The 18,891-nt window shown below is 60.0% G+C and carries 17 protein-coding genes; 15 read left to right on the forward strand and 2 right to left on the reverse strand.

Features of this window, described 5'->3' with window-relative positions; genetic code table 11:
• Nucleotides 1-33 precede the first annotated feature (33 nt).
• The 12 genes from QMX93_RS06340 (at nt 34) to QMX93_RS06395 (ending at nt 16,115) form a co-directional block, all read left to right on the forward strand.
• Complete coding sequence (locus tag QMX93_RS06340) at nt 34-1,383, forward strand: TolC family outer membrane protein (RefSeq protein WP_053116433.1); 1,350 nt, start codon at nt 34-36, stop codon at nt 1,381-1,383.
• 33 nt (nt 1,384-1,416) lie between these two features.
• Nucleotides 1,417-3,573, forward strand: a complete 2,157-nt coding sequence (locus QMX93_RS06345; RefSeq protein WP_212546386.1) for a type I secretion system permease/ATPase — start codon at nt 1,417-1,419, stop codon at nt 3,571-3,573.
• Entirely contained in the window at nt 3,563-4,930 is a 1,368-nt protein-coding gene (locus QMX93_RS06350; protein WP_282353757.1) for an HlyD family type I secretion periplasmic adaptor subunit, read from the forward strand. The genes QMX93_RS06345 and QMX93_RS06350 overlap by 11 nt, the downstream gene beginning before the upstream one ends.
• A 370-nt stretch (nt 4,931-5,300) precedes the next feature.
• Nucleotides 5,301-6,197: a TauD/TfdA family dioxygenase gene (locus QMX93_RS06355; RefSeq protein WP_053116436.1), complete on the forward strand. Its 897-nt coding sequence runs from the start codon at nt 5,301-5,303 to the stop codon at nt 6,195-6,197.
• An 18-nt stretch (nt 6,198-6,215) separates the two neighbouring features.
• On the forward strand, nt 6,216-7,241 hold the full coding sequence (locus tag QMX93_RS06360) for an ABC transporter substrate-binding protein (protein WP_282353759.1): 1,026 nt from the start codon (nt 6,216-6,218) through the stop codon (nt 7,239-7,241).
• Nucleotides 7,242-7,246: 5 nt separating this feature from the next.
• Complete coding sequence (locus tag QMX93_RS06365) at nt 7,247-8,107, forward strand: ABC transporter ATP-binding protein (protein ID WP_282353760.1); 861 nt, start codon at nt 7,247-7,249, stop codon at nt 8,105-8,107.
• Between the two features lie 21 nt (nt 8,108-8,128).
• The gene (locus QMX93_RS06370) at nt 8,129-8,995 is read left to right on the forward strand and encodes an ABC transporter permease (RefSeq protein ID WP_212546384.1); all 867 of its coding nucleotides are present in this window, start codon (nt 8,129-8,131) and stop codon (nt 8,993-8,995) included.
• Between the two features lie 130 nt (nt 8,996-9,125).
• Complete coding sequence (locus tag QMX93_RS06375) at nt 9,126-10,043, forward strand: LysR family transcriptional regulator (RefSeq protein ID WP_053116440.1); 918 nt, start codon at nt 9,126-9,128, stop codon at nt 10,041-10,043.
• A gap of 195 nt (nt 10,044-10,238) precedes the next feature.
• Entirely contained in the window at nt 10,239-11,777 is a 1,539-nt protein-coding gene (locus tag QMX93_RS06380; RefSeq protein WP_282353764.1) for an MFS transporter, read from the forward strand.
• A gap of 27 nt (nt 11,778-11,804) precedes the next feature.
• Nucleotides 11,805-12,875 (forward strand): HlyD family secretion protein, encoded by a 1,071-nt coding sequence (locus tag QMX93_RS06385; RefSeq protein ID WP_282353767.1) that lies wholly within the window; start codon nt 11,805-11,807, stop codon nt 12,873-12,875.
• Nucleotides 12,872-14,440 (forward strand): efflux transporter outer membrane subunit, encoded by a 1,569-nt coding sequence (locus QMX93_RS06390; RefSeq protein WP_282353770.1) that lies wholly within the window; start codon nt 12,872-12,874, stop codon nt 14,438-14,440. The genes QMX93_RS06385 and QMX93_RS06390 overlap by 4 nt, the downstream gene beginning before the upstream one ends.
• A 94-nt stretch (nt 14,441-14,534) precedes the next feature.
• Nucleotides 14,535-16,115 (forward strand): glycosyltransferase family 39 protein, encoded by a 1,581-nt coding sequence (locus QMX93_RS06395; protein WP_282353772.1) that lies wholly within the window; start codon nt 14,535-14,537, stop codon nt 16,113-16,115.
• 38 nt (nt 16,116-16,153) lie between these two features.
• Here the strand turns inward: QMX93_RS06395 and QMX93_RS06400 are convergent, their stop codons facing one another.
• Nucleotides 16,154-16,912, reverse strand: coding sequence for a slipin family protein (locus QMX93_RS06400; RefSeq protein ID WP_007917711.1), 759 nt, complete (start codon nt 16,910-16,912; stop codon nt 16,154-16,156).
• A 2-nt stretch (nt 16,913-16,914) separates the two neighbouring features.
• The gene (locus tag QMX93_RS06405; RefSeq protein ID WP_282353777.1) at nt 16,915-17,445 is read right to left on the reverse strand and encodes an NfeD family protein; all 531 of its coding nucleotides are present in this window, start codon (nt 17,443-17,445) and stop codon (nt 16,915-16,917) included.
• A gap of 173 nt (nt 17,446-17,618) precedes the next feature.
• On the opposite strand from QMX93_RS06405, the gene QMX93_RS06410 reads away from it, so the two are divergent.
• The 3 genes from QMX93_RS06410 to QMX93_RS06420 all read left to right on the forward strand — a co-directional run bounded on the left by QMX93_RS06410 (nt 17,619) and on the right by QMX93_RS06420 (nt 18,820).
• A complete protein-coding gene (locus QMX93_RS06410; RefSeq protein ID WP_282353778.1) occupies nt 17,619-18,080 on the forward strand; it encodes a YbaK/EbsC family protein in 462 nt (153 codons plus the stop codon).
• A gap of 157 nt (nt 18,081-18,237) precedes the next feature.
• Nucleotides 18,238-18,483 (forward strand): DUF2789 domain-containing protein, encoded by a 246-nt coding sequence (locus QMX93_RS06415; RefSeq protein ID WP_282353781.1) that lies wholly within the window; start codon nt 18,238-18,240, stop codon nt 18,481-18,483.
• A gap of 91 nt (nt 18,484-18,574) precedes the next feature.
• Nucleotides 18,575-18,820: a hypothetical protein gene (locus QMX93_RS06420; RefSeq protein WP_282353783.1), complete on the forward strand. Its 246-nt coding sequence runs from the start codon at nt 18,575-18,577 to the stop codon at nt 18,818-18,820.
• The last annotated feature ends 71 nt before the right edge of the window (nt 18,821-18,891 follow it).

Genomic DNA, 18,891 nt, shown 5'->3' on the forward strand with positions numbered 1-18,891 from the left:
ATTCAAGACAAGAAGTTCTGGGAAATTCCTACCATGCGTTCGCCCCTGCTTTTCGCCGTACCCTTCGCTCTCGCCGCCTCTTTTGTACAAGCACAATCCTTACCAGAAGCCATGCAGCAGGCATTGGATGTCCATCCGGAGATCCAGGCAGGGGTCAACAGTCGTTTGGCGGCGGATTATCAATTAAGAGCAGCGAAAGGTGGATACCTGCCGAAGGTCGATCTGCTGGGTGGTTATGGCCGTGAGGGCACCGACAGCGTGACCACACGCGCCGATTCCGGTAACCACTACGAAACCCTGAACCGCAGCGAGTCAAGTTTACGTCTCTCGCAAATGGTTTTTGACGGTTTTGCCACTTCCAGCGAAGTCGGGCGTCAACAAGCCACCGTTAACTCCCGCGCTTACTCGCTGCTCGGCACTTCCGAGCGCACCGCGTTGACCGTCGCCCAGGTTTATCTGGACGTGCTGACGCGTCGCGAGTTCGTGCGTCTGGCCGAAGAAAACCTCAAGAGCCACCAGCGTATCTACGACCAGATCCAGTTGCGCACCCAGCGCGGCGTCGGCAGCGGCGCCGACCTTGATCAGGCCGAAGCGCGTATGGCTCAGGCCCGCAACAACCTGATCACCGAGCAGACCAACCTCGCCGATTCGGAAACCAACTTTCTCAGCGCCGTCGGCCAGATGCCTGACCAGCTGGAGCGCCCGGCGCCGTTCATCGCGATGATGCCGGCCAACCTCAATGAAGCGCGCACGCAGATGGTCGAAAACAGCCCGATCCTGCGTTCGGCCGAGTCCGACATCGCCGCAGCCGAGAAGCAGTACGAGACCGCCAAGTCGACCTTCTACCCGCGTTTCGACGCTGAACTGGGCCGCACCGCCGACAACGATATCGATGGCCAGAATGGTCACAACAACGAGTGGCAAGCCATGCTGCGCATGCGCTTCAACCTCTATTCCGGTGGCAGCAACAAGGCTGATCTGGAATCGAAGTCGTACCTGTCGAACCAGGCGTTGGACATCCGCAACAACGCCCTGCGTCAGTTGAACGAAGAGCTGGGCTTGGCCTGGAACGCCTTGAACAACGCCAATGCGCAGGTGCCGATCGCGCAGCAATACGTCGATCACAGCACCGCCGTGCGCACTGCTTACCAGCGTCAATTCAGCCTCGGCGAACGCACCCTGCTCGATTTGCTCGACAGCGAAAACGAGCTGTTCACCGCATCGCGTCGTCTGGCTGAAATCAAAAACATTCAGTTATTTACTCAGTACCGAATCAAGGCGACCATGGGCGAGTTGCTCAGAAGCCAGGGAGTGGTCGCGCCGTTGGCATCCGTTGTGCAGAACGACGTGAAGCCCAAGGTTCAGCTGCCTGGGATGAATTGAGTTATCCCTTTCAACTGTTAAAGAGTGTCGAGCGTGGAATCAGAAGTCAGTCGAGTTCATCTCAGTCATGATCCACGCGCGTTGCACGACGATCCGTTACTGGACGGTCTGCTCGCCCTTTGCATGCTCCATCAGAAGCCTGCCAGCGCGGCGATGCTAACCACCGGCCTGCCGCTGCCCAAACAACGTTTGAGTGTCGAGTTGCTGCCCCGCGCGGCGGCTCGCGCCGGCCTGCAAGGGCGGGTGTTGCAGCGCAAACTGGAAGAAATTCCGGCGATCGCCATGCCCGCGCTGTTGCTGCTCAAGGATGGCCGCAGCGCCGTCCTGTTAGGCTGGCAAGGTGACGACGAAGCGCGGGTGCTGCTCAGCGAAAGCGACGGCGGCGAATCCGTGGTCAGTCGCGAACTGCTCGCCGACGATTACACCGGCAAAGTCTTCTTCGCCCAGCCGCAACACAAATTCGACGTTAACCACGGCACGCTGATTCCGCGCGCTCGCTCGTGGTTCCGCGACACCCTCAAGCGTTCGCGCTGGCTGTATGCCGATGCGATTGCCGCAAGTTTCCTGATCAACATCATTGCGATGGCTGCGCCGCTGTTCGTGATGAACGTCTACGACCGCGTGGTGCCGAACCAGGCCGAAGCGACCCTGTGGGTCTTGGCCCTCGGGATTACCGGCGCTTACCTGTTCGACCTGATCCTCAAGAGCCTGCGCAGTTTGTGCCTGGATCTGGCCGGCAAGAAAACCGACCTGATCATCTCGGCGACGCTGTTCGAGCGCATCGTCGGCATGTCGATGAAGTATCGCCCGGCGCGAGTCGGCAGCTTTGCGCAGAACATTCACGAGTTTCAGAGCCTGCGCGATTTCCTCGCCTCGCTGACCCTCACCAGCCTGATCGACCTGCCGTTCACCATCCTGATCTTCATCGTGATCGCCATTCTTGGCGGGCATCTGGTGTGGATTCCGGTGCTGGCATTCCCGATTGCCTTGCTGATCGGCTACGCCTTGCAGAAGCCGCTGGTGGCCACGATGGAACGCACCATGGCCCTCGGCGCGGAGCGTCAATCGAGCCTGATCGAAACCCTCGCCGGCCTCGACGCGGTCAAGGTCAACAACGCCGAAAGCGAACGCCAATACCAGTGGGAACAGACCATCGGCACCCTCAGCCGCCTCGAACTGCGGGTGAAAATGCTCTCCGGTCTGGCGATGAACATCACCCTGCTGATCCAGCAACTGGCCGGGGTGATCATGATCGTCTTCGGCGTGTACCAGATCATCGACGGGCACCTGAGCATGGGCGGTCTGATCGCTTGCTACATGCTCAGCGGTCGCGCGCTGAGCCCGCTGGCCTCGCTGTCCGGTCTGCTGACCCGCTATCAACAGGCGCGGGTGACCATGACCTCGGTCGATCAAATGATGGAGCTGCCGCAAGAGCGCAACTTCGAAGAACGCCCGCTGAGCCGCAAGGTTTTGCAGGGCGCCATCGAATGCCGCCAGCTCAACTTCACCTACCCGGAACAACAGAACCCGGCGCTGAAGAACATCAACCTGGTGATCCGTCCCGGCGAGAAAATCGGCATTATCGGTCGCAGTGGCTCGGGCAAAAGCTCCCTGGCCAAACTGCTGGTCGGCCTCTATCAGCCGGACGATGGCGCCTTGCTGGTCGACGGTGTGGACATCCGCCAGATCGACGTCAGCGAGCTGCGCTACAACATCGGCTATGTACCACAGGACATCCAACTGCTGGCCGGCACCCTGCGTGACAACCTCGTTTCCGGTGCGCGTTATGTAGAAGACGAACTGGTGCTGCAAGCCGCCGAACTGGCCGGCGTCCACGAATTCGCCCGTCTGCACCCGCAAGGTTATGAGCTGCAAGTCGGCGAGCGCGGGCAGAACCTCTCCGGCGGCCAACGACAGAACGTCGCCCTGGCCCGCGCGCTGTTGCTCAATCCGCCGATTCTGCTGATGGATGAACCCACCAGCGCGATGGACAACACCGGCGAAGAACGCCTCAAGCAACGCCTCGCGGCAGTGATTGAAAACAAGACCGTGATTCTGGTCACGCACCGGGCTTCACTGTTGTCGCTGGTCGATCGCCTGTTGGTGGTCGACCGTGGTCAGATTCTTGCCGATGGCCCGAAAGCCGCCGTGATGGAAGCGTTGAAGAAGGGGCAGATCAGTGTTGCTTAAGTCGGGTTTCAAGGATTCGATCCGTCGCTACTTCAAGGGCTCGGCATCGTTGCAGGGCCAGCCGCTGCCAGAGGTCAACAAGGCGCTGATCGAGGACGCCCCGCGCGTCGTGCGCCTGACCATTTGGGCGATCATCGGCTTCTTCGTTTTTCTTATGCTCTGGGCCAATTTCGCCGTGATCGACGAAGTGACCAAGGGCGACGGCAAGGCGATTCCGTCGTCGAAGATCCAGAAAATCCAGAACCTTGAGGGCGGGATCGTCTCCGAACTGTTCGTCAAGGAAGGCCAGATCGTTGAGGCCGGCGCACCGCTGATTCGTCTCGACGACACGCGATTTGCCTCCAACGTCGGCGAAACCGAGGCCGATCGTCTGTCGATGTTGCTGCGCGTTGAGCGTCTGAGCGCCGAAGTCGATGACCGTCCGCTGAATTTCCCCGAGGACGTGCTGAGAGCCGTGCCGGGTCAGGCGAAAAGCGAAGAGTCGCTGTACATCAGCCGCCGCCAGCAACTGCACGACGAGATCGGCGGTTTGCAGGAGCAGTTGATTCAGCGTCAGCAAGAGCTACGCGAATTTGGCTCCAAGCAGGGCCAATACCGCCAGCAACTCGGCTTGCAGCGTCAGGAAATCAACATGTCCGAGCCGCTGGTGGCGCAGGGCGCAGTTTCGCCGGTTGAAGTCTTGCGACTGAAGCGCGCCGAAGTGGAAACCCGTGGTCAGCTCGATGCCACAACTTTGGCGATTCCGCGTGCCGAATCGGCGATCAAGGAAGTGCAGCGCAAGATCGACGAGACGCGCGGCAAATTCCGCAGCGAAGCGCTGACCCAACTCAACGAGGCGCGCACCGACCTGAACAAGGCCAGCGCTACCGGCAAGGCGCTGGAAGATCGCGTCAGCCGTACGCTGGTCACCTCGCCGGTGCGGGGCATCGTCAACAAGTTGCTGGTCAACACCATCGGCGGCGTGATCCAGCCGGGCAGCGATTTGGTGGAGATTGTGCCGCTGGACGACACCTTGCTGGTCGAAGCAAAAATCCGCCCGCAGGACATCGCGTTCCTGCATCCGGGCCAGGAAGCCACGGTGAAATTCACCGCGTACGACTACACCATTTATGGTGGCCTGAAAGCCAAGCTTGAGCAGATCGGTGCCGACACCATTACCGATGAAGACAAGAAGACCACGTACTACGTGATCAAAGTGCGTACGGAGCGCAGTCATCTGGGTACGGATGACAAGCCGTTGCTGATCATTCCGGGGATGGTCGCGTCGGTGGATATCATTACCGGCAAGAAATCGGTGTTGAGCTACCTGCTCAAACCGATCATCCGCGCGCGGGCTGAGGCGTTGCACGAGCGCTAGATCTTAAGCGCGGCTGCTGGCCTCTTCGCGAGCAAGCTCGGCTCCTACAGGATTTGGTTGAAACGCGATCCAGTGTTCGACACAAAACCTGTAGGAGCCGAGCTTGCTCGCGAAGGCGTCAGTCGGAACAGCACTTCTCTGTCAGCAAGTGACAAAAACCGTCACTCACCACCCAGTCCATTCCTCACCATTCGCCATATCGTTATTCATTAACGGTATTTAATTTCCGATTCTTATAGCTATAAAGTCACTCCCCTGCGTACCTGCCGACCAATCGGCGCGCCGCACGACCTGAACCGACACGCAATCCAGCGTGAGTGTCTGATCGACGAGCGCGCCCATGAGCGCGCCGTGCGTGGGAGATTGAAAGATGTCCGCAGCTACTGCTACCCCAAGCGCCGCGAGCGCCGCGCCGCAAACCTTCGAAATTCGCCCGTTCAGCGGTGCCGTTGGCGCCGAGATCATTGGCCTCGACCTCACCCGGCCGATCAATGATCAAGACTTTACGCGCATCCATCGCGCGCACCTCGACCACCACGTCGTGGTATTCCGCGATCAGCAAATCACCCCGCAACAGCAAATCGACTTCAGCCGCCGCTTCGGTGTGTTGCAGATCCACGTGCTCAAGCAGTTCCTGCTGGCCAATCACCCGGAAATTCTCATCGTTTCCAACATCGTCGAAAACGGCCAAAACATCGGCCTCGGCGACGCTGGCAAATTCTGGCACTCCGACCTTTCCTATAAAGAGCTGCCGAGCCTTGGCTCGATGTTGCATGCGCAAGAGCTGCCTTCCGAGGGCGGCGACACCTTGTTCGCCGACATGCACAAAGCCTGGGACAACCTGCCCGCCGAGCTGCGTAAAGCGGTCGAAGGGCGCAGCGCCGCGCATTCCTACACCGCGCGTTACAGCGAAACCAAATTCGAAGGCAACTGGCGCCCGACGCTGACCCCGGAGCAACTCGCTCAGGTCGCGGAAGTGGTGCACCCGGTGGTGCGCACGCACCCGGAAAACGGCCGCAAAGCGCTGTTCGTCAGCGAAGGTTTCACCACGCGCATCGTTGGTCTGCCGGACGACGAGAGCCAGCAACTGCTGAGCGAGCTCTACGCCCACAGCGTGTTGCCGCAAAACATCTACCGCCATCAGTGGCAGCCCCATGACCTGGTGTTCTGGGACAACCGTTCGCTGATCCACCTCGCCGCCGGCTGCCCCGCGCACCTGCGCCGCAAGCTGTATCGCACGACCATTCAGGGCGACGCGCCTTTCTGATTTGCCGGAGATTCGATCATGTCCAAACGACTTCCATTTGCACCGCTGGCCGCCGCCATCGGCCTCGGTTTCAGCCTGATTGCTGGCAGCCTGGTCGCTCCGACCGTGGCCCACGCCGAAGGTGAAATCCGCATCGCCGAACAGTTCGGCATCGTCTATTTATTGCTCAACGTGGTGCGCGATCAGGGCCTGATCGAGAAGTACGGCAAGCAGGAAGGCATCGACATCAAGGTCGACTGGACGCAGCTCTCGGGCGGCGCCGCGGTCAACGATGCGCTGTTGTCCGGTTCCATCGACATTGCTGGCGCCGGCGTCGGGCCGCTGCTGACCATTTGGGATCGCACCCACGGCAAGCAAAACGTCAAAGCCGTCGCCTCGCTGGGCAACTTTCCTTACTACTTGGTGAGCAACAATCCGAAGGTTAAAACCATCGCCGATTTCACCGAGAAGGATCGCATCGCAGTGCCAGCGGTTGGCGTGTCGGTACAGTCGCGCTTCCTGCAGTACGCGGCGGCCAAGCAGTGGGGCGACAAGGAATTCAATCGCCTCGACAAATACACCATCGCCGTTCCGCACCCGGACGCCACGGCTGCGTTGATCGCCGGCGGCACCGAGCTGACCGGGCATTTCTCCAACCCGCCGTTCCAGGATCAGGCGCTGGAAAATCCTAACGTTCACGTCGTGCTCAACTCGTATGACGTGCTCGGCCCGAACTCGCCGACGGTGCTGTTCGCCACCGAGAAATTCCGCGAGGAAAACCCGAAAACCTACAAAGCCTTCGTTAAAGCACTGACCGAGGCGGCGCAATTTGCGCAGAACGATAAGGGCGCGGCGGCCGACACCTACATCCGCGTGACCAAAGCGAAAATCGACCGCGCAGCGTTACTGAAAATCATCGACAACCCGCAGTTCGAATTCAGCGTGACGCCGAAAAATACTTATCCACTGGCCGAATTCCTCTACCGCGTCGGCGCGATCAAAAACAAACCTGAATCGTGGAAGGACTATTTCTTCCAGGACGCCAAACCGCTGCAAGGGAGCTGACCGAGATGAACGCCCCTTTGCAAGGCCACGCGGCCAGCAACCTGATCGTCAACCGCGAAGCGCTGTTGGCGGTCGATCATGTCAGCCTCGAATACCGCACGCCGCAACGTGTGGTGCGCGCCACGCACCAGGTCAGTTTTGAAATCGACCCGGCCGATCGCTACGTGCTGCTCGGCCCGTCCGGTTGCGGCAAATCGACGTTACTCAAAGCGGTCGCCGGTTTTATTCAACCGTGCGAAGGCGAGATCCGTCTGCAAGGCCAGCGCGTCGACGCGCCGGGGCCAGACCGGATTGTGGTGTTTCAGGAATTCGATCAACTGCCGCCGTGGAAAACCGTCAAACAGAACGTGATGTTTCCGCTGCTCGCGTCGCGCACGCTGAAGAACAAAGAGGCCGAAGAACGCGCGTTGCACTATCTGGAAAAGGTCGGGTTGGCGGCGTTTGCCGATGCTTATCCGCACACCTTGTCCGGCGGCATGAAAGCGCGCGTGGCGATTGCCCGGGCGTTGGCGATGCAGCCGAAAATCCTCTTGATGGACGAACCGTTTGCCGCACTCGATGCGCTGACCCGACGCAAGATGCAGGAAGAATTACTGCTGCTTTGGGAAGAGGTGCGTTTCACATTGTTGTTCGTCACCCACTCGATTGAAGAGGCGCTGGTGGTGGGCAATCGCATCCTGCTGCTGTCGCCGCATCCCGGCCGGGTGCGCGCCGAAGTGCACAGCCATCAATACGATCTGCACAGCCTCGGTGGCGTGGCGTTTCAGGAATCGGCGCGGCGCATTCATCGTCTGCTGTTCGACGAAGGGCAGTCGCCGGAAACCGAGCGTGACCACGACTTCAACGACATTCGCATCGCCTATTGAGCGGCCAGGAGGATCAACCCGATGAGCCAGTCATCATCTGTGCGTGAAGAATTCGAAATTGTTTTAGAGCCGCTGACTGAAGTGCCGGTCGAGCGCGAACTGTCCCTCGGTACGCGGCTGTGGCAACAGGGTTGGCTGCGCAAAAGCCTGATCCTGATATTGCTCGCGGTGCTTTGGGAAATTGTCGCGCGGGTGCAGAACAACGATCTGTTGCTGCCGAGTTTTCTGCAGACCAGCCATGCGTTGTACGACGGCCTGCTCAGCGGCGAGTTGCTGAGCAAGGTGTGGATATCCTTGGTGGTGCTGCTCAAGGGTTATCTGATCGGCATCGTTCTGGCGTTTGCCCTGACGACACTGGCGGTGTCGACCCAGTTTGGGCGCGATCTGCTGAGTACACTGACCTCGATGTTTAACCCGTTGCCGGCGATTGCCCTGCTGCCATTGGCGTTGCTGTGGTTTGGGTTGGGCCAGAACAGCCTGATTTTTGTGCTGGTGCATTCGGTGTTGTGGGCGTTGGCGCTGAATACTTATGCGGGGTTTCTCGGGGTGTCCGAGACGCTGCGCATGGCCGGGCGTAATTACGGTTTGAAGGGTTTGCGGCTGGTGTTGTTCATCCTTATTCCGGCGGCGCTGCCGTCGATTCTGGCCGGGCTGAAAATTGGCTGGGCGTTTGCCTGGCGCACGTTGATCGCGGCGGAATTGGTGTTTGGTGCGACCAGTGGCAAGGGTGGCTTGGGCTGGTACATCTTTCAGAATCGAAATGAGCTGTACACCGACAAGGTGTTTGCCGGGTTGGCGGTGGTGATTCTGATTGGTTTGCTGGTGGAGAATCTGGTGTTTGACACGCTGGAGCGGGTGACTGTGAAGCGCTGGGGTATGCAGCGCTGACCTGAAAAGATCGCAGCCTTCGGCAGCTCCTACATGGAATGGGATCCCCGTAGGAGCTGCCGAAGGCTGCGATCTTTTGATCTGCTAGGATTGCACTCAGATCAATCCTGATCAGCCACGAGTGCTCTCCATGCAGCTTCCGGACATGAACCTTCTGGTCGCCCTCGACGCTTTGCTCGACGAAGGCAGTGTGGTCGGCGCCGCGCGGCGGATGAACCTCAGCCCCGCCGCGATGAGCCGCACCCTCACGCGTATCCGCGAAGCCATCGGCGATCCGATCCTCGTGCGCGCCGGCCGTGGCCTAGTGCCAACCCCCAAAGCACTGGAGCTGCGCGAGCAGGTGCGCGACGTCGTCGAACAAGCCGCGCTGCTGTTCCGCTCCGCTGACACGGTGGAATTGGGCACGCTGCGCCGACGCTTCAGCATTCGCGCCAATGACTTTTTCATCGGCGTCTACGGCGGCAAGCTGTTCGACACCCTCGACCAACAAGCGCCGCACTGCGAGCTGCGTTTTGTCCCTGAGGGCGATGGCGATGATGAAGCGCTGCGCGAAGGACGGATCGACCTCAGCGTCAGCAATACCCGGCCGGTCAGCCCTGAAGTGAAAGTGCAGAATCTGTTCTCCACGCACTTCGTCGGTCTGGTTCGTGAAGATCATCCGCTGCTTGACGGTGAGATCACCGCCGAACGCTACGCCGGTTTTTCCCATATCAGCATGTCGCGCCGAGGTATCGCTCGGGGCCCGATTGATACGGCGTTGAACGCGTTGGGGCTGGAGCGGCGGGTGGCGGTGATTGCGCCGAGTTTTCATGCGGCGATGTTTGCCTTGCCGGATTCCGATCTGATTCTGCCGGTGCCCAAGGAAGCGCTGCTCAGCGTGCGGCGATTGGGTTTGAAACTGCGCTCGTTCGACCTGCCGATTCCGTTGCCAACACTGATGCTGACACAAGCCTGGCACCCGCGTTTCGACAAGGATCCGGCGCACCGCTGGCTGCGGGAAACCCTGAAAACCTGCTGCGACGAAACCTGGCTGGCTGCTCAACCTTAACAACAGATCAAAAGATCGCAGCCTTCGGCAGCTCCTACATTGGAATGCAATCCCTGTAGGAGCTGCCGAAGGCTGCGATCTTTTGCGTTTAATCATTGTGTCTGGCGCACTTATAACCTGCCAATAAGTCAATTTTCGTCAGCGATAAGCCCGACTAAAATGCTCCGGTATTTCCCACCCCCGGAGTTTTCATTCATGACATCCCTGACGGTCTCGGCGCCCCTCGCTGCGGCCAGCCCGGCGACGGCGGCCGCGCCTCCGGTGTTCGGGGCGCGGATCATCACCGGTCTGGTCGGCGTGCTGCTGGCGGTGCTGGTGTCGGGCCTCAACGAGATGGTCACCAAAGTGGCCCTCGCCGACATCCGTGGCGCGCTGCACATCGGTTACGACGAAGGCACCTGGCTGGTCGCGAGTTACACCGCCACCTCGGTCGCGGCCATGGCGTTTGCGCCGTGGTGCTCGGTGACCTTCTCGCTGCGCCGCTTCACCCTCTGCGCGATCGGCCTGTTCACCGTGCTCGGCGTGCTGTGCCCGTTCGCGCCGAATTACGAAAGTCTGCTGTTGATGCGCATCCTGCAAGGCCTGGCCGGCGGCGCGCTGCCGCCGATGCTGATGACCGTGGCCCTGCGCTTCTTGCCGGCAAATATCAAACTCTACGGTCTGGCCGGTTACGCGCTGACCGCGACTTTCGGCCCCGGCCTCGGTACGCCGCTCGCCGGTTTGTGGACGGAATACGTCGGCTGGCAATGGACGTTCTGGCAAATCATCGTGCCGTGCCTGGTCGCCATGGCGATGGTGGCTTACGGCATTCCGCAGGATCCGCTACGACTGGAACGCCTCAAGGCATTCAACTGGAAAGGCCTGCTGCTGGGCTTCCCGGCGATCTGCATGTTGGTGATCGGTTTGCTGCAGGGCAATCGGCTGGACTGGTTCGAATCGAGCCTGATCTGCGGCTTGCTCGGCGCTGGTTCGCTGCTGCTGGTAGCGTTTTTGATCAATGAATGGTCGCAGCCGATTCCGTTTTTCAAATTGCAGATGCTCGGTATTCGCAACCTGTCATTCGCGCTGATGACCCTGGCCGGTGTGTTGGTGATTTTGCTGGCGGTGGTGTTGATTCCATCGAGTTATCTGGCACAGGTGCAGGGTTATCGCCCGGTGCAGACCGCGCCGATCATGCTGCTCGCCGCGTTGCCGCAGTTGATCGCGCTGCCGCTTGTGGCGGCGCTGTGCAATCTGCGGTGGGTCGATTGTCGCTGGGTGCTCGGGATCGGTTTGAGCATGTTGGCGCTGTCGTGCCTCGGTGGCTCGCAACTGACGTCGGCGTGGATTCGCGACGACTTTTATGTCCTGCAATGGCTGCAGATTTTCGGTCAGCCGATGGCGGTGTTGCCGTTGTTGATGCTCTCGACCGGGAGCATTTCGCCGCTGGAAGGGCCGTTCGCGTCGGCGTGGTTCAACACGGTGAAAGGCCTGTCGGCCGTGGTCGCCACCGGGGTGATCGAAGCGCTGACCACGTCGCGTCTGCATTTCCATTCGAACATGTTGATCGACAGCCTCGGCAATTCGCCGCTGGCCGATCGCAGCGATCCGGGCCTCGCTCATCGCCTGCACGAACAGGCCGTGGTGCTGACTTCTTCCGATCTCTATGTGTGCATGGCTGGCGTCGCGGTGATGCTGATCCTGCTGATTTTCTGGCTGCCGACGCGGATCTTTCCACCGCGCGCGCCGACCTGATTGCTGCACTGAACAATGAAGGTTTTTATGACAACTCAAGCAAAGCAAAAACTCGCCGTGGCCGTGGCCGCCGCGCTGGCCGTGAGCGTGCTGGTGTATCTGGCGATGCCGGGCCTGTTTGGTAAGCGCACCCAGCAAAATACCAACGACGCATTCGTCTCTGCCGACTACACCTTGGTGGTGCCGCGTGTGGCCGGGTTTATCAAAGAAGTGCTGGTCGAAGACAACCAGCGCGTCAAGGCCGGGCAGTTGCTGGCGCTGATTGATGATCGCGATTTGCGTGCGTCCGCCGAAGCGGCGGACGCGCAAACGCTGGTAGCGCGGGCGCAGTTGCAGAACGCCAAAGCGACGCTGGAACGGCAGACCTCGGTGATCGCTCAGGCGCAGGCGTCGGTGGTGTCGGCCAAAGCAGAAATGGCCTTTGCCCAGCAGGAATTGAATCGCTACAACCACCTGGCCGGCGTCGGTGCCGGCACTGTGCAGAACGCGCAACAGGCGCGCACGCGCATCGATCAAGCGACGGCGCACCTCGACACCGCCACCGCGAAACTGGCGGCGGAGCGCAAGCAAGTCGACATCCTCACCGCCCAACGTGATGCCGCCGAAGGCAGCCTGAAGCACGCGCAAGCGGCGCTGGAAATCGCCAGTTTCGAGCTTTCCTATACGCGCATTACCGCGCCGCAGGACGGCATGATCGGCGAGCGCGCGGTGCGCGTCGGCGCCTATGTAACGCCGGGCAGCAAATTGCTGGCGGTGGTGCCGTTGCAGCAGGCGTATGTGGTGGCGAATTTTCAAGAAACACAGTTGACGGATGTGCAGCCGGGGCAAGCCGTGCAGGTGCGTGTCGACAGTCTGGGCGGTGAAGCCTTGAGCGGTCGCGTCGAAAGCATTGCGCCGGCCACGGGGGTGACGTTTGCAGCGGTGAAGCCGGATAACGCCACGGGTAACTTCACCAAGGTCGTGCAGCGGATTCCGGTGAAGATCATCCTCGAACCGGGTCAGCCGTTGGCTGAGCGGTTGCGGGTGGGCATGTCGGTGGAGGCGCGGATTGATACCGCGAGTTCGGCGAAGTCTGTGCGTGAGGTGACTCAGCGATGAACAGTGTTGACCGCGCCGACGCCTTCGCGAGCAAGCCCGCTCCCACAGGGAAAACGCAATCCAAAATGTGGGAGCGAGCCTGCTCGCGAAGAGGCCAGTGGCAGCAACTCACGTTAAGTGCCTTGCTCATGGCAAGTCTCACCGCCTGCACCGTCGGCCCAGACTTCCAAAAACCCCAAGCCACTCAAATCAGCGACTGGGCCAAACCCGCCAAGTCCGCCCCGAGCCAAGCCGTCAGCGAACCCCTCAACGAACGCTGGTGGGAAGTCTTCCACGACCCGCAACTTTCCGCGCTGACCCAACGCGCGGTGCGCAGCAACCTCGACCTGCAACTGGCCAGCAGCCGCCTGCAACAAAGCCGTGCTGCCCGCCAGGTCATCAGCGCCGACCGCTACCCGAAAACCGCCGCCACTGGCAGTTACGGACGCGAACGCAACAGCGGCAAAGGCCTCAGCGATCCATCCGGACTCGACGGTGATTCCGCCTTCAACCTGTGGGACGCCGGTTTCTCCGCCTCGTGGGAGCTGGATTTCTGGGGGCGCGTGCGCCGCGAAACCGAAGCCGCCGACGCCAATCTCGAAGTCGCCGAAAACGACCGTCGCGGTGTGCTGCTGGCCGTGCTCGCCGATACCGCGCAAAACTACATTCAGTTGCGCGGCGTACAAAACACCCGCGCCGTCACCGAGCAAAACCTCGACGTCGCCCGACACAGCCTGAACCTCTCGCAGCTGCGTCTGGCCGACGGCGTCGCGACTGATCTGGACGTCGCCGAAGCCGCCGCGCAAGTGGCTGCCATCGAATCGCGCTTGCCGGCGCTGGAGCAACGCCAATCGCAACTGATCAACGCGATCAGCCTGTTGATGGGTGAACCACCGCAAGCCTTGGCCAAAGAGTTATCCACAGACGCTGCCGTGCCGCAGTCGCCACTGCAAGTAGCCATCGGTCTGCCGTCGCAACTGGCCGAACGTCGTCCGGATATCCGTCAGGCCGAATCACGGCTGCACGCGGCCACCGCCAATATCGGCGTCGCCAAAGGCGATTTCTACCCGCGCATCACCTTGTCCGGCAACCTCAGCTCGCAAGCCATGCAGCTCAGTGACTTCGGCTCGTGGGGCTCGCGCGCGTTCGGCATCGGCCCGCAATTCAGCCTGCCGCTGTTCGACGGCGGCCGCCTGCGCGGCGTGCTGCAATTGCGTGAAGCCCAGCAACAGGAAGCGGCCATCGCCTACCAGCAAACCGTGCTGCGCGCTTGGCACGAAATCGACGATCAATTGACCGCCTACAACGCCAGCCAACGCCGCCGCGACAGCCTCGCCGAAGCCGTACGGCAAAACCAGATCGCCCTGCGCACTGCGCAACAGCAATACGTCGAAGGCGTGGTCGATTTCGTCAATGTCCTCACCGTACAAGGCGCGCTACTGGCGACGCAGGAACAGTGGGTGGAAAGCTCGACTGGCGTTTCGTTGGCGATGGTCGGGTTGTACAAAGCGCTGGGTGGGGGCTGGGAGTCGGTGTATCCGGCGGGGGAAGTGGCCGCCGCATCGCCGGGTGTCGTGAAACGCTAAACCTTCATCGACGGTTGCGCTGTGGCTGACCTAAAGTGATTGGCAGGTTTCGACGCCATACTTTCGTGGCGCCGTGGCGTGGCATGAGGAAGCAATGGCGGCTAACAGAGTCACGCCGGTCGGCGACACCCAAGACCCCTTTGCCGCACCCGGCTCCTGGTTCGGCACGCGGTGGCTGGTGCGCTGGGTCAAAGAACACTGGCTGTGGCCACTGCTGGCGCTGGCCGCGTTCGTGCGATTTTATGATCTGACAGCGGCGGCGATCTGGGGCGATGAAGGTTCCAGCCTGTTGCTGGCGCGCTATTCGCTGAGCGAGATCTGGAAGCACGCGGCCTTCGATGTGCATCCGCCGTTGTATTTCATGCTGCTGCATGGCTGGATCGAACTGTTCGGTGACGGCATTTTCGCGATCCGCTGTCTGAGTGCACTGGCGGGCATCGCCGCGGTCGGGATGGGCATCTGGCTGGTTGATCGTCTGGCCACTCGCCGCGCCGCTTTCGTCGCCGGTTTGCTGTTGGCGCTGCTGCCGACAGCGGTGCGCTACAGCCAGGAAGTGCGCATGTATGCGCTGCTTGGCCTGTTGCTGATCGCCGCGAGTGTGGCGCTGGTCTACTGGATCCGACGCCCGCAACGGCACCGCTATCTGGTGGTTTACACGCTGTTGATGAGCGCGGCGTTGTACACCCATTACTTCGCCGTGCTCGCGGCGTTATGTCACTGGCTTTACCTGATCGTGATTCGCGTCCAGCGCGGTTATCGGTTCCGGCATATTCAGCGCTGGAGTTGGTGGCTGGCGAATCTGGCGATCGTCGCGTTGTACCTGCCCTGGCTGCCCAATCTGCTCGACTTGATGCAGCACATGGAACAACTCAAGGCGGGCGGCGATGTGGGCTGGGAGCCGGCGGTGACTCTGAGTTCTCTGCCGTCGATGATCTGGTCGTGGCTGATTCAGGACGATGGCGAGAGCCTGCCGATGTTGGTTTTCGTCGCGCTGCCGATGGCGTTGTTGGCACTGGCGGTTGTCGCGGTGATGCGCGATCTGAGTGTGTCGCGCGGCAGTGTTCTATTGGCGTTGTACACCGGACTGCCGCTGCTGCTGGTGTTCGTTGTGTCGTTTATCTCTCCGGTGTTCATCGAGCGCTACCTGACGGCGTACGCCCTCGGTTTGCCGATGCTGGCGGCAATGGCCGTTGACCGCTTGTACAGTCGCGCACGGTTGTTTGCACTGGCGGTGCTGGTGTCACTGATCGGTGTGGAGCTGGTCGGTCTCAGTAACAACGCCAATGTCGACAGCAATGATCAGCTTGATCGCGTCGTAAATTACGTCAATCAACATTTCCTGCCGGGTGACCGGATCATCACCAGCGACATGCTCTGGTACCTGAGTTACGTCTATTACGACCGCACCGGCGCGCAGATCCGCCTCTATACGCCACCGACAGCGGATGGCCAGACGACGCGGCCTAACGAGTATGGCTTCGGCACGTTGGTCAATCGGAATGTATATCTGGACAGCCTCGCGGAACTGCAAGGTCAAGGGCGGGTGTGGCTGATCGGAACCTTCGACGGCCCGGAAGAATTTTCACCGCTACCGGCAACCTGGCAGCCCAGCGCTGAAATCCACGCGGGAGGCATAAAAGCGCGCCTGTTCACCCCCAAACCCCGCGCAGACTAATCCTGTAGGAGCTGCCGCAGGCTGCGATCTTTTGCTCCTCAAGATTTCCCCGATAGATCCGCCATCCCCTTGAGCAACTCAATCGGCAACGGAAAGACAATCGTCGAACTCTTGTCCCCGGCAATCGAGCTCAGCGTCTGCATATACCGCAACTGCATCGCCCCAGGCTGACGGCCAAGCATTTCCGCAGCCTGCATCAGTTTTTCCGACGCCTGCAACTCACCTTCAGCGTGGATCACCTTGGCCCGCCGTTCCCGCTCGGCTTCGGCCTGTTTGGCGATGGCGCGCACCATCGATTCATTAAGGTCGACGTGTTTGATTTCGACGTTGGCGACCTTGATACCCCACGCATCGGTTTGCGCATCGAGCACTTGTTGGATATCGATGTTCAACTGCTCACGCTCGGCCAGCAATTCATCCAATTCATGTTTACCGAGCACCGCGCGCAAAGTGGTCTGCGCCAACTGGCTGGTGGCCGACAGATAATCTTCCACCTGAATAATCGCCTTCTGCGGATCGAGTACGCGGAAATACAGCACGGCGTTGACCTTCACCGACACGTTGTCGCGAGTGATCACGTCCTGCGGCGGTACGTCGAGGACGACGGTGCGTAGATCGACCCGAACCATTTGCTGCACCACCGGAATCAGCAGGATCAGGCCCGGGCCTTTGACCTGCCAGAAACGTCCGAGCTGGAACACCACACCGCGCTCGTATTCACGCAGGATGCGGAACGTCGAGCCGGCGAGGGCGATGACCAACAACAGCAGCGCAACAAAACCGATTTGCAGACCCATGATCACTCTCCGAGCGGCGCCGCGTCAGTCGCGGCCACTTCCAGCATCAATCCCTTGCGACCCACCACACGCACCGATTGCCCGGTGTGCAGCGGTGTGGCGCTGAGCACTTGCCAGCGTTCGCCTTGCAGTTGAATCCAGCCGTTACGCGCATCGCCCGGTTGTACGGTGGTGATCGCGGTGACGCTGCCGAGCAGTCCGGCATCGCCACTGACGGCGTGGCGTGGGCGGGTTTTCAGCGCGCGGATCAGCAAAGCGATCAACAGCACAGCGCTGATCAATCCGAGGCCGATCATCATCGGCACCGGCAATTCGGCGTTGCTCAAAATCAACGCGCCGATGACAAACATGATGATCCCGCCCAGACCGATCACCCCGTAGTTGGGCAGTGCGGCTTCGGCGATCAGGAACACGATGCCCAGCGTGATCAGCCACAGACCGACGGGGCTCATCGCTGGCAATGAGGTGTCGGCGGCGAAGGCGGATGCGCTTGTCAGCAGGAGCAAGGCGAAGGCACAACATCGGCTGTTCACGTGACTCTCCATGAGCGTCAGTGGCGGGTTCTTTCAGTCTAGTTGAGGGTTGCTCTGGATGAATTTTGATCAATGTGCGGATGTGTCCGGTGAGCGGATTTCCCTTCGTCAGCGGCCCGCCGAACTAGACTCAAAACACAGCAACCACCTTCCGTGCGACACCGAGGTGCATCATGCGAATGGCAAAAAAGGTGCAAAGCAGCCTGACCCGGGCGCATTGCGAATATGACGTCGTTGCTCATCGACATTCATCGAGCAGCCTGGAAACCGCGCGCGTCGCCGGGGTGCCAGCGGAACGGGTGGCCAAATCGATCATCCTCGACGACCACCACGGGCATTACTTGATGGCCGTGCTGCCGGCCAGCCGTCATCTGGACTTGAGCAAAGTGCGCAACAGCGGCGAATGGCAACTGACCCGCGAAAGCAACCTGGCGCACATCTTCGACGACTGCGAACGCGGCGCGGTGCCGCCATTGGGTGATTCCTACGGGCTGGACATGGTCATCGACCCGTTGCTGACACGGCAGAAAGATATTTATCTGGAGGCGGGCAACCACAATTATCTGCTGCACATGAGCATGCCGGAGTTTCTGAAAATAGTGCCGCATGCTGAGGTGCGGGAGTTGAGTCATTAGGATTTTGTGGCGTTTTCATTGACGCCTTCGCGGGCAAGCCTTGCTCCTACAATGGTTTTTGGGTGTCCAGTGATTGTGTGGCCGCCACAGCCTTTGTAGGAGCAAGGCTTGCCCGCGAATGATCTTCCATTCACCGCTAATTCCAAGGATCACTGCAATGGAAAACCCAAATCACAGCCTCCCATCTCTCTTCAAACAACTCGGCCTGGACAACGACCCGGTCAGCATCGACCAATTCATCGCCACCCATTCCCCGCTTAAACCCGAGCTGCACTTGGCCGATGCGTTCTTCTGGACGGAGAGCCAGTCGCAGTTTTTACGCGATGAGATTCTGGATGATGCCGATTGGGCGGAGGTGGTGGATCAGTTGAATGTGATGTTGCGCAAGGGACGGGATGCGTAGGGCTGGCGCAAAAACTTATTACATATTGCCTGACTGATTTCAGTCCACATCGGAGTAGCGTTCCGGTTCTGAAAACCAGGAGAGCGAAGCGATGCCCCCGTTTTTGCCTGTTGAAACAATCAATTTTCCGCAATTAGCGGACAAACTTGAGGCAATCATCCAAAGCAGCCAATTCGGGCTGATTGCTGTGCAGAATCAGGATGAAACGGTGACTTATTTGATATCCGCACCGTTGTATGAGGATCTACTGAACACGCTGGATGATCTCGAACTGGCTTCCGTCGTTCACTCACGCCGTAATGAGGTTGGCCTTCCTCACGAGATCGACGAACTCTAAATATTTTCACTCTGGGGAGATTTGTTTCAAAACTTGACTGAAATTCCCCTCCAATGCGATATTGATAGTTA

It is taken from the genome of Pseudomonas sp. PS01303 (assembly GCF_029959385.1).
Lineage (GTDB): Bacteria > Pseudomonadota > Gammaproteobacteria > Pseudomonadales > Pseudomonadaceae > Aquipseudomonas > Aquipseudomonas rustica.

Bases quoted from the DNA above. Each gene is read 5' to 3' on its own strand.
- QMX93_RS06340 (WP_053116433.1), top strand. From the start codon at position 34: ATGCGTTCGCCCCTGCTTTTCGCCGTACCCTTCGCTCTCGCCGCCTCT.
- QMX93_RS06355 (WP_053116436.1), top strand. From the start codon at position 5,301: ATGTCCGCAGCTACTGCTACCCCAAGCGCCGCGAGCGCCGCGCCGCAA.
- QMX93_RS06360 (WP_282353759.1), top strand. From the start codon at position 6,216: ATGTCCAAACGACTTCCATTTGCACCGCTGGCCGCCGCCATCGGCCTC.
- QMX93_RS06365 (WP_282353760.1), top strand. From the start codon at position 7,247: ATGAACGCCCCTTTGCAAGGCCACGCGGCCAGCAACCTGATCGTCAAC.
- QMX93_RS06370 (WP_212546384.1), top strand. From the start codon at position 8,129: ATGAGCCAGTCATCATCTGTGCGTGAAGAATTCGAAATTGTTTTAGAG.
- QMX93_RS06375 (WP_053116440.1), top strand. From the start codon at position 9,126: ATGCAGCTTCCGGACATGAACCTTCTGGTCGCCCTCGACGCTTTGCTC.
- QMX93_RS06380 (WP_282353764.1), top strand. From the start codon at position 10,239: ATGACATCCCTGACGGTCTCGGCGCCCCTCGCTGCGGCCAGCCCGGCG.
- QMX93_RS06385 (WP_282353767.1), top strand. From the start codon at position 11,805: ATGACAACTCAAGCAAAGCAAAAACTCGCCGTGGCCGTGGCCGCCGCG.
- QMX93_RS06390 (WP_282353770.1), top strand. From the start codon at position 12,872: ATGAACAGTGTTGACCGCGCCGACGCCTTCGCGAGCAAGCCCGCTCCC.
- QMX93_RS06395 (WP_282353772.1), top strand. From the start codon at position 14,535: ATGGCGGCTAACAGAGTCACGCCGGTCGGCGACACCCAAGACCCCTTT.
- QMX93_RS06400 (WP_007917711.1), bottom strand. From the start codon at position 16,912: ATGGGTCTGCAAATCGGTTTTGTTGCGCTGCTGTTGTTGGTCATCGCC.
- QMX93_RS06410 (WP_282353778.1), top strand. From the start codon at position 17,619: ATGCGAATGGCAAAAAAGGTGCAAAGCAGCCTGACCCGGGCGCATTGC.
- QMX93_RS06415 (WP_282353781.1), top strand. From the start codon at position 18,238: ATGGAAAACCCAAATCACAGCCTCCCATCTCTCTTCAAACAACTCGGC.
- QMX93_RS06420 (WP_282353783.1), top strand. From the start codon at position 18,575: ATGCCCCCGTTTTTGCCTGTTGAAACAATCAATTTTCCGCAATTAGCG.